The sequence below is a fragment of the Kribbella sp. CA-293567 genome (assembly GCF_027627575.1).
Lineage (GTDB): Bacteria > Actinomycetota > Actinomycetes > Propionibacteriales > Kribbellaceae > Kribbella.
Genome location: NZ_CP114065.1, coordinates 7,508,105 through 7,523,943 on the forward strand (window position 1 = coordinate 7,508,105; position 15,839 = coordinate 7,523,943).

1 protein-coding gene is annotated in these 15,839 nt (G+C 69.2%); it reads right to left on the reverse strand.

Annotation, left to right across the window (positions count from 1 at the left end):
- Window positions 1-3: 3 nt before the first annotated feature.
- Window positions 4-15,741 carry a hypothetical protein gene (locus OX958_RS34840; protein ID WP_270134660.1) on the reverse strand — a complete coding sequence of 5,246 codons (15,738 nt, stop codon included), beginning with the start codon at window positions 15,739-15,741 and terminating at the stop codon, window positions 4-6.
- Window positions 15,742-15,839 lie beyond the last annotated feature (98 nt).

Sequence of the window (15,839 nt, forward strand, 5' to 3'; positions counted from 1 at the left end):
CGGTCATGGCGCCCCGGTCGGAGCGGAGGGCTGCGGCGCCTGGACACCAGGCGGCAGGATCACACCGCCGCTGGTCACCTGCGGCTGTGGCACGGTAACACTGGGCGGCGTGACGACCGGCGTGGGCGCGGGCTGCGGCTGTGGCGCCGGACGCGACCACTCCGGGTTCATCGAGGCCCGCAGGGCCGGGGCCAGCAGCGACGCCATCCCCTTCTCGAAGAACTTGAGCCCGAAGCCGATCCCCAGCTCACCGACGCCACCCTTCTGGAAGAACCGGCCGGCGCCGAAGCCCATCCCGATCGTGCGCAGCATGCCGATGCTGTTCGCGATCGCGTAACCGGTCGCGGCGGCCATCCCGCCCTCGGCCAGCGCCTGCCAGCCGGTCAGCTGCACGGTCTTGCCGTCCGGACCCTTGACGCCGAAGATCGCCGCGTTCATCGTGCCGTTCACGAACGCGGTGAGGGGCAGCAGCATCATGCCGAGGCCGTAGTCGAAGGTGCCGGCGCGCCACTTGGTGACGCTGGTGTTGCCGGCGAACTCGACGCCCCACTGGGAGCTGTTGTTGTTCGGCCGCTTGGTGATCAGGGTGCCGCCGTCGAGGTTGCCCATCGTGGTCTTCAGGTCCCGCAGGCCACCGCCGAGACGGGTCTCGGTCAGCGCCGTACCGGCCGCCGTCCGCAGCGTCGTACCGACCGCGGCGTTCATCAGCGCCTTGAGCGCGTCGGTGCCGTTGAACGGCCGGTTCTGCGCCTCGGCGATGATCGCCATGATGATCAGGCTGGCCGCGTAGTCGAGCATGAACTCGGTGCCTGCGGTCAGGAACATCTTCTGGGTGAGCAGCCGGGAGTACGAGACGTAGTTGGACTCGATCCGGAGCGGGTCGCCGCCCGGCCGCAGCGTCTTGGCGTCCAGGGTCCAGTCCGAGTGCAGGTGCCACGGCTGCCGCTGGGCGTCACCGATGCGGGCGTTCCAGCCGCGGAACTCGGTCATCGCGCCGCGGAAGTCGAACTCGTTGCCGGTCAGCGTGAGCCGGCCGTCCCGCAGCTCGAAGACCAGGCCGGTGTCGGACCGCTCGCCGACCACCCGGCCGTTGGTGTCCCAGATCTTCCACTGGCCGTGCAGCTTGTCGGTCTCCAGGTAGTTCGTCCCCGACGCCGCCCGCTCGCGGACGATCTTGTCGAAGTCGAACTCCTTCCACTGCGCCTGGTCGGAGTTGCCGGCCGCGTTCACGTGGTACTCGCGGACCCGGACCGGCTGCCCGTCGCCGAGGTGCTGCGGCGTCTCGAAGCGGACCTGGTGCGGCACCGGCGCGGCGTTCGGGGTGACGTCCCTGAAGTGCGTCGAGCCTCTGCTCCAGTCCGGTGCCCAAGCGCCGGTGGCGTTGCTCCAGCGCCGGTCGAAGGTCACCGCGGCGTCGACCCGCTGACCGAACTTGTCGAACTCCGCGCTGTGCCAGTTCTGGCCCGACTTCCAGGACTCGACGTACCGGCCCTCGTCCAGCAGGTGCCGATCGCGGACCAGGTTGCCTCCGGCATCGAAGTCGCGGAACGAGTTGTCCCAGCTGATCGACTCGTCGCGGGATCCCTTGAAGTGGAAGCGTTCGCCCCCCGGACCGGTCGGCGTACCGTTCGCGTCCAGCTCACGCCAGACCCAGCGGGAGCCGTCGGCCGGGCCGGTCGCCTCGACGTAGCGGACCGGCGGGTTCGGCCCGTGGGCCGGCAGCTGGTGCGACGAGCCGACCAGGTTGCCGTGGGCGTCACGCTGCACCCAGACGTGGTTGTTCCGCAGTTCGGGGAACTCGCGGACTTCGCCACCGGGCATGCTCTGCCGGACCAGGGTGAACGCCGGCGTCTCCCCCTGCCGGTACGGGCCGGGCAGCTGCCGGAAGTCCTGCCAGGAGTTGCTGGTGTCGTCGAAGACCCGCCAGCCCTTGGCGTCGCCGGCCTCCCACGGCAGCTGCGCGTTCGTGCTCGGGTGCGCGGTGGTCGGCGGCTCGACGTGGTTGCCGACCTTGAGCGTGGTCCCGTCGTGCAGCTTGCCCTCGAACCGGACGAACCGGCCGTCCAGCCCGACGTCGACGATCGACTCGTCGCCGCCGACGTACCGCACTCCGTGGCCGGGGTTGTTGGTCCCGGTGTTCTCCCAGCGGTAGATCTGGTACCGCGCGTCGTTGGCGACGTGCGACACGTTGCCTTCCGGTACCGGGTTGCGCTGGATGTAGTCGCGGAACCAGACCGGCGGCCGCTGCTCACCGACCCGGTGCGCGCTGAGGATGTCGTCGTTGAAGAGCTTGGTGCCGCTGCCGACCGGCTTGCCGGCCTTGCCCTGGATCTCCCAGCTGCCCGGCCGTTCCAGTCCTGCCGCGCCGTTCTCGAGCTTGAACTCCTGGTACTGGTTGGCGTTGTCGACCTTGTTCCAGGTGCCCCACTTCTGCTGCGCGATCTCGGTCGTGTTGGTGCCGTTGACCTGCAGCGTCACCCGGTCGGTGAAGCCGTCGCCGACCTTCTCCCAGGTCCGCTGCCCCGAGCCGACCAGCGCACCGTCGGCGTCGAACCGGTGCCAGGTCCAGTTGTCGCCCGCGCCGCGGGTGGCCAGCACGTGGCCGGTGATCTCCTTCTCGGCCTTGCCCATCGGACCGATCTGCTCGGCGATCGGGTTGTCGTACTTCTGCAGACCCTGCTGGTAGTGGTGCACCTGCCGGCCGTTGTGGTCGACGTCGCGCCAGGAGAAGCCGGAGGTGTCGAACTCCCGCTTGCCCCAGTTGCTGATCCCGCCGGCGTTGTCGTACGTCGCCCAGGTGGTCCGCCGGTTGAACGTGCCGAAGTTGAGCGTGTCGGTCTTGCGGAAGCTGTCCAGGATCTCCCCGCCCGGCAGCCAGCGCCGTTCGAAGACCTGGACCTCCTTGGCGCTGGAGCTGACCAGCTTGAGCTGCCCGTTGCCGACGCCGGTCACCTCGAGCTTGCCGGTCTGGAAGACGCCGTCCGCCGGGCCGGTTCCGCCGGTCCGCGTCCAGGTGCTGTTGGCCCGGTCCACGACGTACTGGTACGGCGTCGGTCGGCCGTTGTCGAGCACCGGGAAGCCTTGTTCGGTGAGGTTTCCGGCCCGGTTGTACTGGTGGTACTCGCCGTTGCGCGGGCTGCCGCCGGCGACGTGGACCTCGATCCTGGCGTTGCCCTGGGCATCGACCGTGACGCGGTGCGGCGTCGGCATCGCCGTACCGTGCAGGTCGGTCCAGGTGGCGATCCCGTTCTGGTCGTGGGTGACCCGGCCACCCAGCTGACCGGCGCCGAGCGGGTCGAGATCGGTGACCTGCCGCACCGGTACGCCGTGCAGGTCGAAGACGTCGTGACCGCCGGGCCGGGGAACGGTGATCTCGCCCGCCGCGGCGTTGACCACAGGCTGGCGGCCCGGGATCGGCTGGTAGGCGCCGTCGACCCGCTGAGCACCTTGGGCGCCGATCTCGAGGAAGCCCTGTTCGCCGTGCAGCGTGACGGCGACACCGTGTGCCTGGTGAGCGCCGTCGGCGTCGTATACGCGGTAGTTGCCGCCGTCGACGGCCCGGTAGCCGCCGTTGCCGATCAGCTCGATCGTGCCAGGACCCGGTGCGTCGGCGCGGGTCACCAGGCTGACGTTGCCGTGCACGTCATGGACGGCGATCAGTTGCTGGTTCGGCTGGATCCCCGGCTGGTGCAGCGGGATCCGCCGGTCGATCGCGAGCCCCGCGTCGTCGAACGTGCGAGCGATCCCGTTGCCCGGATCGGTGAGCCGGAAGCCGCCGCCGGGCAGCACGTCGACCTGGTGCGGCAGCTGTGCGCCGAGATTGTCGACGAACGAGACGTTGCCGCCCTCGGCGCGGAACAGGTAGACCTGCCCGTTCGGGAAGTCCGCGTGGGCGACCTGGACGCCGGTACCCTGCCGGACGCCGTTCTGGCCGAACCACTGGACGTCGTTGAGCCCGTCGTCGACCACCATCGTCTGCCCGTTCGGCAGCTGGGTGGTGTGCGTGTTCGGGATCGGCGTACCGGTCGCGTCGACCAGGCGGACGCCGCCGGCCGGGTTCGGCTCGACGAAACGCACCGGCTGCAGACCCTGCGCGTCGACGACCGCGAGTCCGTCGTTGACGCGTACGCCGTCCGGCCCGTACCGCTGACTGTTGCCCTGGGCATCGTTAACCCGGAAACTGCCGCCCGGAAGGTCCTGCACCTGGAGGTGCTGGGCGTTCGGACCGGTGAGGTGCGGCTGACCACCGACCGGATGAACCAGGGCGTGCCCGTTGTTCACCCCGGTCAGGTGCAGCTGCGCGTCGACCCGGACACCGGCTGCGTCGTACCCGAAGGAGCGGTTGCCGTCGGTGACCCGGAAGCCGTTGCCGGGCAGCAGGTCCACCGTCTGGCCGGGGACCTGATTGCCTTGCAGGTCCACCAGGCGGTGGCCGTTGACCAGGTCGACCTCGACGAACCGGTCGCCCCGGAGTCCGTTGCCGTCGACAACGGATCGGCCGTCGCCCAGATGGATGCCGTCCGCGCCGTACCGCTGCGCCTGGCCATCGGCACCGTAGACCCGGAAGCCACCGTCGTCGAGGGCGCGGACAACGAAGTCGTCGGCGCCGTCACCGATCAGTTCCAGACCGCCGTCGGGCTGCCGGACGACGAACCGGTCGGGTGCGCCGGCCAGGCCGAAGTGCTCCTCGACCAGCTGGCCCTGACCGTCGAAGTGGCTCGTCCGGTTGCCCACGGTGACCTGGTGGCCGGCCGGAGGCTGCGGCGAGGACCAGGCGCTGCCGCCGCCGACCAGTCGCGGCCGCTCGGCGATCGAGGTGGTCAGCAGGTCGTCCAACTGCTGCTGCAGGCCGTCGAACTGTACGCCGTGCTTGGCGTCGAAGGCCTGCTTCGCGACGTCGAGGTTGTGCTGCGCGGTCTGCAGGTCGATCCGTGCCTGGTGGCCGACCGACAGCCCGCTCGACGGCCCGTCGGGGCGCGCTCCCAGTTCGTCGTACCTCGCCAGTGCGGCGCGGTAGTCGTTCTGGGCCTTCTGTACCGAGGTGAAGTCGTCGATCCGCACCGTCAGGGCCGCGTCGGTGTCGCCGGCCTTCCGCAGCACGTCGATCCGCGCCAGGCTGTCGGCTTCCCAGACCTCGCTCATCGACTTGGTGGCCGGAGCGCCCTTCCAGGACGCCGGCTCCATCCGGCCGGCCAGCAGATCGCTGTTGTGCAACACGTTGCCGCGCAGGTCGGCGGCGATGTGCTTGAAGTCGGTCCTGCTCCAGGTCTTGTCGAACGAGGTGACCCCGTCCGCCGCGACGGTGACCCGGACCGAGTCGGCGTCGGCGTCGCGCAGGACGGTGATGGTCAGGTCGTCGGCGTAACCGGCCTTACTGACGGTGATCGTGTTGGTCAGCCCGTCGGTGCTCAGCACGGACTTCGAGGTGACGGTCTCCAGCCCGGTGAACTTGCGCAGGTTGTCCAACTCGAACGACTTCGCGAAGTCGGCGAAGGCCGACTCCGACGACATCCCCGGCCACTTGGCGGTGATCAGACTCTCGTACGACGAGACCGGGATCTGCTCGGCCCGGACCGGGATGATCGTCATTCCGTTCTCGACCCGGTTCGGGCCGGTCCGCTGCAGCGTGGTCGGCGCCAGCGTGACCTCCCACTGGCTCTGGTTCCAGGCGCGGGCCTCGTCCGGCAGTGCCTGGTAGCCCGGCGGGTAGGACATCGCCAGCTTGCCGTGCCCGGCCGGTACCTCGATCTCGAAGACGAACCGGTTGCTCGCGACGCCGTTCCTGGCCCACTCCTCCTGGAACTTGATGTTGTTCGAGGTCGAGCTCGGCAACCGGTCGACGAACTCGTCGGCCCTGGCACTGACCGGGTCCATCGAGACCCCGCGGTAGAGCGTCACGTCGGCGTCGGGACCGCGCAGCCGCAGGTCGCTGGTGACGTCGGCGAAGTTCTTCGCCTTGCCGATCAGGGTGCCGTCCGCCAGCGCGAGCGGGTTCACGTACCCCTCGAAACCACGCTTGGAGGTGAAGGAGCCGCCCATCACGTCCTTCATCAGGTTCTCGACGGCCTTGTTCTCGGCGGCCGCGGTCAGATGCGTGCGGGACAGGTCGACCTGGTTGGTCCAGTGCACCGGGTTGCCGTGGATGTTGGCCGGCAGCACGGGCGCCGGCAGGTGCGCGGTACTGGTCGGTGCCGGGCCGTGGAAGCTGCCGTCGCGGCCGTACCGAAGCGGTCCGCCCGGGGTGGCCACGAACAGCTCGTCGCCGACCACCTTCATCGGCCAGACGCCGCCGTCGTGGAGAGTGCCGTCCAGCTGGCCCGCCATCCCCTTGAGATTGGCGACCTCACCGGCCAGCGGGCCGTCGGCCAGGTGAATCGTGTGTCCGGTCAGGTTCGGCCGGCCGAAGCCCTGCCGGAACGTCCAGGTCGCCGCGGTGTCGCCGTTGGCGGCCAGTTGGGTGACGGTGATCTCCCGGCCGCTCACCGACCCGCTGAACTCACCCGCGCGAGTGCCGGTGAACTGCACCGTTCCGTTCTCGACCTGGTAGGAGACACCACCACCCGGTACCTCGAACTGCCGGCCGGCGCCGGGCAGCTTCGGCTTCTTCGCCACCTGGCCGAGGTCGTCCATCAGCTGGTCGGGATCCATCGAGTACTTGCGCTTGAAACCGAGCTTGGAGACGTCCAGATCGGCCTGCGCCGCGTGCAGGTCGAGCCGCACCTGGTCGCCCACCGAGATCCCGCCACCGGAGGAGCCACCGTCGGGACGGCCGCCGTGCAGACCGGCGTTCAGCTCGGCCTGCTTCAGGTTGTACTCGTTCTGCCGGATCCGGGAGAAGTCCTCCATCTTGACGGCGATCGTCGCCTCGGAGTCACCGGCCTGGCGGAAGACCTTCGCCTGGGCGGCCAGCTCGGCGTTCCAGTCGGCGCTGAGCGGCTGCTTGTTCCACGCGGCCGGCTTCGACATGCTCACGAACAGGTCGTGGTCGTGCAGCGTGCCGGCCTTCAGGTCGGTCGCGATGTTGCCGAACTGCTCCTTGCTCCAGCTGTGGTTGAAGCTGGTCTTCCCGTCGGCCGTCACGGTGACCCGGACCGCGTCGGCGTCCACGTCCCGGCTGACCCGGATCGTCAGGTCGTGGCCGCTCAGGCCGGGCTTGCTGACGACGATCTCGTTGACCAGGTCGTCGGTCACCTTCGAGGTCGCCGTCACGTCGGCCATGCCCGGGAACTTCCGCAGGTTCGCCTGGTCGAAGCCCCGGGCGAAGTCGTCGAAGGCCGCCGCGGACGACATCCCCGGCCACTTCGCGCCGATCAGCGCGTCGAGCCGGCTCTCCGGGATCTGCGTCGCCCGGACCGGGATGACGGTCATCCCGTCCTGGACGAACGAGTCGCCGGTCCGCTGCAGCACGGTCGGCGACAGCGTCACCTCGAACTGCCCCTGGTTCCAGGCCTTCGCTTCGTTGAGGCCCGGCTTGTAGCCGTCCGGGTAGGACATCGACAGCTTGCCGTGCCCCGGCGGTACGTCGATCTGGAAGACCACCCGCTTGGTCAGATCGGCATCCTTGGCCCAGGTCTTCTGGAACTCCCAGTTGCTCGACGTCGACGCGGGCAGCCGCTCGACGAAGCTGCTGCCCTTCGCGGAGGCCGGGTCCATCGCCACGCCGCGGTACACGGTGGTGTTCCCGACCGGGCCGTCGAACAGCACGTCCTTGGCGACCTCGTTGAAGCTGCGGACGTCGTTGGTCAGCTGGCGGCTCTGCGCCAGCGGGTCGACGTACCCGTCGAAGCCCCGCTTCGAGGTGAAGGCACCTTCGCGGATCTTCACCATCATGTCGCTGACGTGGTCGTACTTCGCGGCGGCGGTCAGATGGGTGCGGGACAGGTCGGCCTGCGCGGTCCAGCGGGCCAGGTCGTCGCCGGCCAGGTGCATCGGGGGCACCGGCTCGGCCAGCTTGCCGGTCAGGGTCTTCTCGATGTGCAGGAAGTTGCCGCCGCGGTCGTAGACCTGGGCCCCGGCCGAGGACGGTACCTGGAAGTTGTCCTGGTAGTACCGGGTCGGCAGTTCGTTGCCGTGAGCATCGAACGTCGATCCGTTCGACGGCCGGCCGGTGTCGACGTCGGTACGCAGCCGCTGACCGTCGAAGGCACCGCCGTTCAGGGTCAGCTCGTCGGACTTCAGGATCGGGAAGTTCCTGGCGTTGAGCTCGTAGTCCAGGGTCCGGACGACGGCACCGTCGGCATTGGTCTCGGTGATCCGCAGGGCCCGGCCGTCGAGCACTCCCTCGAACGCGTCGGCCCGGGCGCCGTTGAAGCTGACCGACGTGCCGTCGAGCTTGAACATCGCCCCGCCCTCGGGGACCGGGAACTGGCTCGGGGCTCCACCCGGCAGCCGTGGCCGGTCCTTCAGCGACTGCTGCAGAAGGTCGTCCAGCTGCTGCTGCAGACCGTCGGGCTCCATCCCGTGCTTGGCCTGGAACGAGCTCTTCGCCAGGCTCAGGTCGGCCTCGGCCTGGCCGAGCTGGATCCGCATCTGGATGCCGACCGGCAGGTCGCTGGAGGTGCCGTCGAAGCGATGACCGTGCTCGGCCAGGTCCTGCAGCGAGCGGTCGACGTTGAGCTGCGCCTGCTGGACCTGACGGAAGTCGTCCATCCGGGCGTGCACGACCGCGTCGCTCTCACCGGGCTTGCGGAACACGTTGGTCTTGGCCGCGAGGTCGTCCTCCCAGGCGGTGCCCAGGTCGGCCTGCTTGCCCTTGCCCTTGAGGTCGAGAGGAGCCGACTCGACCACGTCGTCCGCCCACGCGGCGGGCTGCGGCAGGTTGATGAACTGCTCGTTGTTGTGCAGTACGCCGCCCCGCAGGTCCGTGGCCAGGTCGGAGAACTGCGGCCCGCTCCAGCTCTTGTCGAACTTCGTCAGGCCGTCCGCTTCCACCGTCACCCGGACCGAGTCGGCCTGCGGGTCACGGGTCACGGTGATGTGCATGTCGTTGCCTTGGGCACCGGGCTTGCCGACGGTGATCCTGTTGACCAGCCCGTCGCTGCTGAGCACGGACTTCGAGGTGACGTTCTGCAGGTCGGGGAACTGCCGCAGCGCGGTCAGCTCGAAGGACTTCGCGAAGTCGTCGAACGCCGTCGCGGACGACAGCCCGGGCCACTTCTGGGTGATCACGTCGTTGTACGCCGACGGCGGGATCAGCTCGGCCCTGACCGGGATCACCGTGATCCCGTTGTCCAGCGTCCGGCTCGGCCCGGTCCGGACCAGGTTGGTCGGCGCCAGCGTGACCTCGAACTGGTCCTGGTTCCACGCCTTCGCCTCACCGGCGCCGGGCTTGTACCCGTCGGGGTAGGACATCGACAGCTTGTTGTGCCCCGGCGGTACGTCGATCTCGAAGACCACCCGGTTGCTGTTCACCCCGTTCTTCGCCCACTCGTCCTGGAACTTCACCGTGCTCGACGTGGACAGCGGCAGCCGCTCGGTGAACAGGTCGGCCTTCGCGGCCGCGGGGTCCATCGACACTCCGCGGTACAGGGTGATGTTGTCGGCCGGGCCCTTGGTCAGCAGGTCCTGGGTGACGCTGTGGAAGTTCTGCATCTTGCCCAGCAGCGTGCCGTCCGCCAGCGCCGACGGGTTGACGAAGCCGCCGTACCCCTTCTTGGAGGTGAAGCTGCCGCCGGCCACGTCCTTCATCAGGTTCTCGACGGCCTTGTTCGAGCCGGCCTCGCCCAGGTGCGTCCGGGACAGATCGGCCTGCGCGGTCCAGCGGGCCGCGTTCTCACCGGTCAGACCGGCCGGCAGGACCGGTCGGCCGAGCTGATCGCCGGGGTGCGCGACGGGGCCCTGGAAGAAGCCGTCGCGGTCGTACTTGAAGACGCCGTCCGGCCGGGCGACGACGATCTCGTCACCACTGGCCTTGACCGGCATTCCACCCCGGACGTCGTCGACGATGCCGTCGAGCTTGCCCGCGGTGCCCTGCAGGTCGAGGAACTTGCCGGCCAGTGGCCCGTCGCCGAGCGTCAGCGTCTCGCCGATCACGCTCGGCCGGAAGCCGGGCTTCAGCGTCCAGGAGTGCAGCACGAGGTCGTCGGCGCCGAGCTTCTGGACCAGCATGTTGCCGTCGGCCCCTGTTTGCAGGCGGAACGAGCCCGCGCCGTCGCCGGCCAGCGTGAAGGCCCGGCCGTCGCGGACCAGCTGGACGCCGTCCGCGCCCGGCAGGTCGATGCCGCGTCCCGGTCGGCCGGTTCCGCCCAGCAGCCCCGGGTGCGACTGCAGGTCGAGGGTCCGGAGCATCTGCAGCCAGTCGGCGGTCGCGTCCGCGTCCAGGTTGTGCAGCTGGGTGAAGACCGCCTTGGCCTCGACCAGTTGCTGCTCGGCCAGCTGGAGCTCGAGTTTCGCCTGGTCCCCGACCGACGGCGCGTTCGACGAACCGTCCACCCGCCCGGTCTGCGGCCCGAAGTCCCGCTTGATCGAGTCGAGCTCGAGCTGCGCCTTCTCGACCCCGGTCCAGTCGTCCATCCGCTGCAGGACCTGGGCGTCGCTGACGCCCTCGCCACGGAACGGCTCGGCCTTCTGCCACTGCCACGGTTGCGGCAGGTTCATGAACTGCTCGTTGTTGTGCAGGACGCCGCCGCGCAGGTCGGTGGCGAGGTGCTTGAAGTCGGTCTTGCTCCAGGTCTGGTCGAACTTGTTGACCCCGTCCGAGGCGACCGTGACCCGGACCGAGTCCGCCTTCGGATCGCGCATCACGGTGATCGTCAGCTCGTCGCGGAAACCCGGCTTGCTGACCGTGGTGGTGTGGGTCAGGCCGTCGGTGCTGAGAACGGACTTCGCGGCCACGTTCTCCAGGTCGGGGAACTGCCGCAGCGCGGTCAGCTCGAACGACTTCACGAAGTCCCCGAACGCCGTCTCCGACGAGAGTCCGGGCCACTTGGCGTTGATCACGTCGTGGTACGACGACGGCGGGATCTGCCGGGCCTGCACCGGGATGACGGTGACGCCGTTGTCCAGCGTGCGGTTCGGGCCGGTCCGCACCAGCGTGGTCGGCGACAACGTCACCTCGAACTGGCTGGCGTTGACCTCGGGCGCATCGCCCTTCACCGGCTTGTAGCCCTCGGGATACGACATCGCCAGCTTGCTGTGCCCCGGCGGTACGTCGATCTCGAAGACCACCCGGTTGCTGTTCACCCCGTTCTTGGCCCACTCGTCCTGGAACTTCATCGAGGCCGAGGTGGAGATCGGCAGCCGCTCGGTGAAGGCGCCCGCCTTCGCGCTGCCCGGGTCCATCGACACCCCGCGGTACACGGTGATGCTGTCCTCGGGCCCCTTGAAGGCCAGGTCCTTGGCCATCGTGTCGAAGGTGTGCACCTTCGACACCAGGGTGCCGTCCTTCAGCGACTGCGGGTTGACGTAGCCCTCGAAGCCCTTCTTCGAGGTGAACGATCCGCCCGCGACGTCCTTCATCAGCAGGTCGAGGTTCCTGTTCTGCGCCGCCGCCGTGAGATGCGTCCGGGAGATGTCCGCCTGCGCGTTCCACCGGGTCAGGGCGTCGTCGGTCAGGTTCGCCGGCGGAACCGGCTTGGGCAGGTCGCCGGCGATGGCCGGGGCGCCCCCGTGGAAGCTGCCGGACCGGTCGTAGACCAGCGGCCCGTTCGGCGAGGCCACCACGAAGCCGTCGTCGGTCAGCTTCACCGGCAGCTTGTTGCCGCGCAGGTCGGTCACCAGGGCCTGGTCGAACGACCCCATCCGGCCTTCCAGACTGATCGGCCGGCCGTCGAACATCCCGCCGTTCAGCGGGAACGACTCGCCGATCTGGTTCGCCCGGCCGCCGAAGCCGAGCGAGTAGGTCCAGTTGTGCGCGACCTTGCCGCCGGCACCGAGCTCGGTGATGGTCAGGATCTTGCCGTCGAGCGAGCTGCTGAACGCGTCCGCCTTCGGTCCGGAGAAGGTGACCTGCCCACCGTTCAGCTCGAACTTCATCCCTCCGCCGCCCGGCAGGTCGAAGCTCTTGCTGACGCCGCCGAGCAGCCGCGGACGTTCCTTCAGCGAGTCCAGGGTGAGCTTGTCGAGCTGCTGCTGGATGCCGTCGGCGTCCAGTCCGTGCTTGCTCTCGAAGGCGGTCTTCGCGTTGTTCAGGTCGGCCTCGGCCGCTCGCAGGTCGAGGTGGACCTGGTCGCCGACGGCGGGGCCGGTCGAGGGTCCGTCGGCCCGGTGCCCGTGCACCGCGACATTGTCCAGCGCGTTGTCGAAGTGGGTCTGCGCCCGCTGGACCGGAGCGAAGTCGGCCATCTTGGTGCTGACCATCGCGTCGGTGTCGCCGGGCTTGCGGAACACCCCGGCCTTCGCGGCCAGGTCGGCGTCCCAGGCGGCGCTGAGCGGCTGGTGGTCCAGCTTGCCCTGCGCGTTGTAGTGGAAGCTGGTGCCCTTCGGGTCGGTCAGCTGGACACCGCCGTTGTCGAGCCGCCGGATCTTGACGTCCGGCGCGATCTCCCCGGTCAACGAGGTGACCCGGAACTCGCCGCCCGGTCGCGAGACCAGGATCTGGTCGGCCGGCCGCAGTACGCCGTCGGTCCTGGTCAGCCGCAGTCCCTGGTCGAGCACCAGGCCCGAGCTGTCGAACCTGGTGGTCTGGCCGGTCGCCGTGTCGGTGAACCGAAGGTTGCCGCCGGCAAGTACATCCATGCGGCCGTCGGGGCCGCCGCCGTACAGGTTGTAGCTGGTCATGCCCCCTTCGGTGCGCTCGACCCTGACGTAGGCGCCGGGGCGGTCGGTCAGGCCGTTGAGGGGGATGTCGACCTTGCTGGCCAGGGTGTTGGTGCCGATGCCGGAGTTGCCGATGTCGGCACCCTTGGCCAGCGTGTACCCCGGGTCGCGGAAGCCGGGGTTGTGCGCGCCCAGGTTGGTGTTGAGCGTGGGGGTGTTCAGGCTCTGGGTGCCCAGGTTGTTCGCTGCCGGGGCCGGCTGCGGGTGCACCGGGACCAGTTGCTCGGGGATCGCGGAGGCGTGCGGGTTCACACCGTGGCCGGGGACTCCGACGTTGCCGGGGATCGTGGTACCGCCGGGGAGGCTGCCCGCGAGGTTGGTGGGCGGGACGTTGCTCGCGAGATTCGTGCCGCCGGGGAGGGGCGGAGTCGTCAGATTGGCCGCGCCGGGAAGGTTGGGTGCGGGGAGGTTGGTACCCGCGAGGTTCGTGGCGCCAGGCAGGTTCGGTGCCGGGAGGTTGGTGCCCGCAAGGTTTGCGGCGCCGGGAAGGTTCGGTGCCGGGAGATTGGTGCCCGCAAGGTTTGCGGCGCCAGGCAGGTTCGGTCCGGGGAGGTTCGTGCTCGCCAGGTTGGTGCCGCCTGGGAGGTTGGTGCCGGCCAGGTTGGTGGTGGGGAGGTTCGTGCTCGGGAGGTTGGTGACGCCCTGACCGTTGGCGTGCACGTTGGCCGGCTGGACGTGCAGGTCGACGGCGCGGTTCGGCAGGGCCACCTGCTGGATGTTGACCGTCGGCACGGTCGGGGTGTTCTGGGCGCCCGCGAGACCGGGGTTGTCGACCTTGATGGTGGTCGGCGCCGGCGTCTTGAAGTCCGCGCCGGCCAGGTTCACGTTGACGTTCACGTCCGTACCGGCCGGCTTGGCGGTGTGGATCGCGGGCGGGGTGACTCCCTGGCTGGTCGCACCGGGGTTGTGCACCAGGTCCAGCGCGGCGTTGATCCGGTCGACCGCCGGTGGGTTCAGCGCCTGCAGGCCGTTGAAGTTGGCGGTGGTCGGCGTGTTCAGGATCTCGTCGATGCTGACCTTGAAGTGGTTGGCCTGGAAGCCGTTGGTGACACCGTCGCCGATCAGGTTGCCGAAGTTCGGCGACACGGTGGGCTGGTTGTTCCGGATGGCCGAGTTGGCCAGGTCGCTCAGCCCGGCGGAGGTGGCCGAGGGGGTCGGCACGTGCAGGGAGCCGATGTTGTTCAGCCCCGGCGCCTGGACGTTGACGTTGGTGAAGCTCGCGGAAGCGTTGAACTGCGGCGTACCGAGCTGCGGCGACGGGATGTCGGCGATCAGGCCGTTCGCGTTCATGGTCGGCGCGTTCACGTGCACCGGGGGTGGCGTCGCGCCGGTCGCCAGGTGCACCGGCAGGACCGGCGTACCGACCTGGGGCTGGACCAGGTTGCCGACGACGTTGGACGGCATCTGCGGCGCACCGATGTGGGGCGAGGGGATGTTCGTGGCGATCGGCGAGGTCGGGATGTTGGTTCCCGCGTTGGCCGGCAGGTGGAGGCCGGTCGGCGTGACCGTGGTCGGCGGGCTCACGCTGATCCCCAGGTCACCGTTCTTGACCGCGCCCAGGTTGATGTTGATGTCGTCGATCGCGGTGAACGCGTGTCCGGCGTTGAAGCCGGCCCCCGCGGCGCCCTCGAAGCCCTTGACGTTGATCAGCGGGATCCTGATCTCGGGCGTCTTCAGCTCGGTCACGAACTTGGACCAGCCACCTCCGGCGGCCGCGGTGTCGATCGGGACCGCGCCGATACCTCGGCCGACGGCAGCCACCGTCGGCATCCCGAAGACGTTCGTGCCCTGCAGGCCACGGCCGACCACGCCGACCTTGAGCGCCGAGGTGAACGACTGCCAGTGGCCCATCCCCAGCGCCCGGAAGGCACGGATCTCGTTGGCCGCGACCGGGAGGAAGATCCGGGTCCACTGCATGCCGCCGAAGTGGGCAGCGGTGAACTTCCAGGTGTTGACGGCACCGGTGGCGATGCCCTTGCCGATGGTGCCCAGACCGCGGAACACCGTGCCCGGCAGGTTGGCGAACCCGGTTCCGAGACCCCTGATCCCGTTCAGCGCGACCTTGCCGAAGTTGTTGCCGAAGTTCGCGGCGTTGACCGGGAAGTTCCGGATGTTCTTGACCACGAACAGGCCGGTCTCACGGATCGCGATGTTGGCCAGCGCCGGCATGCTCTTCAGGCCGGCCAGCAGTCCGTTGACCAGGAAGTCCTTGCTGAAGACCTGCCGGAAGGTCTGCGCGATGCTCCGCACGCCGGCCCCGATGCCGCTACCGACCGCCTTCACGATGCTGAAGATCGGCAGCGCCTTGGTGGTCGGCGCGATCAGGCCGAGACCGGCCAGGAACAGGTCGAGGAAGCCGGCGTCACCCTTGGCGACGTCGACGATGGTCTTGATGAAGATGGCCAGGTTGACCGCCAGCGCGAGCAGCGCGATCGGGCCACCGAAGATCAGCGCCGGGATGATCAGGATGATCGCGAGCCACTTGAAGGCCTCCCAGAACGCGTCGCACTCCGAGATCGGCAACTGGATGTCGGCGACCCCGTTGATCCGGCCGGCGTACGTCGAGGCCTGCTCGGACTGGTAGTCACCGGCAGCCTTGGCGGCGTTCTTCTGGGTCTCCCGCTCCGGATCGTCCTCGGCCAGGCCGCGGCCGGCGTTCAGGGCGGCGTCGGCCTTCGCCTGCTGCTCGACCACCACGCCGCGCCACTCGCGCAGCGCGGTCGCCGACGTCTCGAAGGCGGCCGCGACGTCCTCGACGTGTCCCCGCAGCCGGCCGTCGACCTTGCCGCGGAGCGCTTCGGCCGTCTCGCCGACGAACACCGAGTCGTCGTTCTTGTTCATCACGGCCTCGATCGCGGTCAGGATCTCCCGCGCCTTGCCGCCCATCTTCTGGAAGCCCTCGGCCAGCGCACTGATCCGTTCGGGGTCGCCCGGCGTGGGGTCGCCCCCCAAACCGATCGAATCCCAGTCGCCTGGCCGCGGCATCCGAACCCTCCCTCACGCCGAAGTGGTCCCTCCGGAGAGTCCACGGCTGAGAGCGCTCCGCGGTTCAGATCCGGGCCGGAACCGCCGGTTCCGGGCGG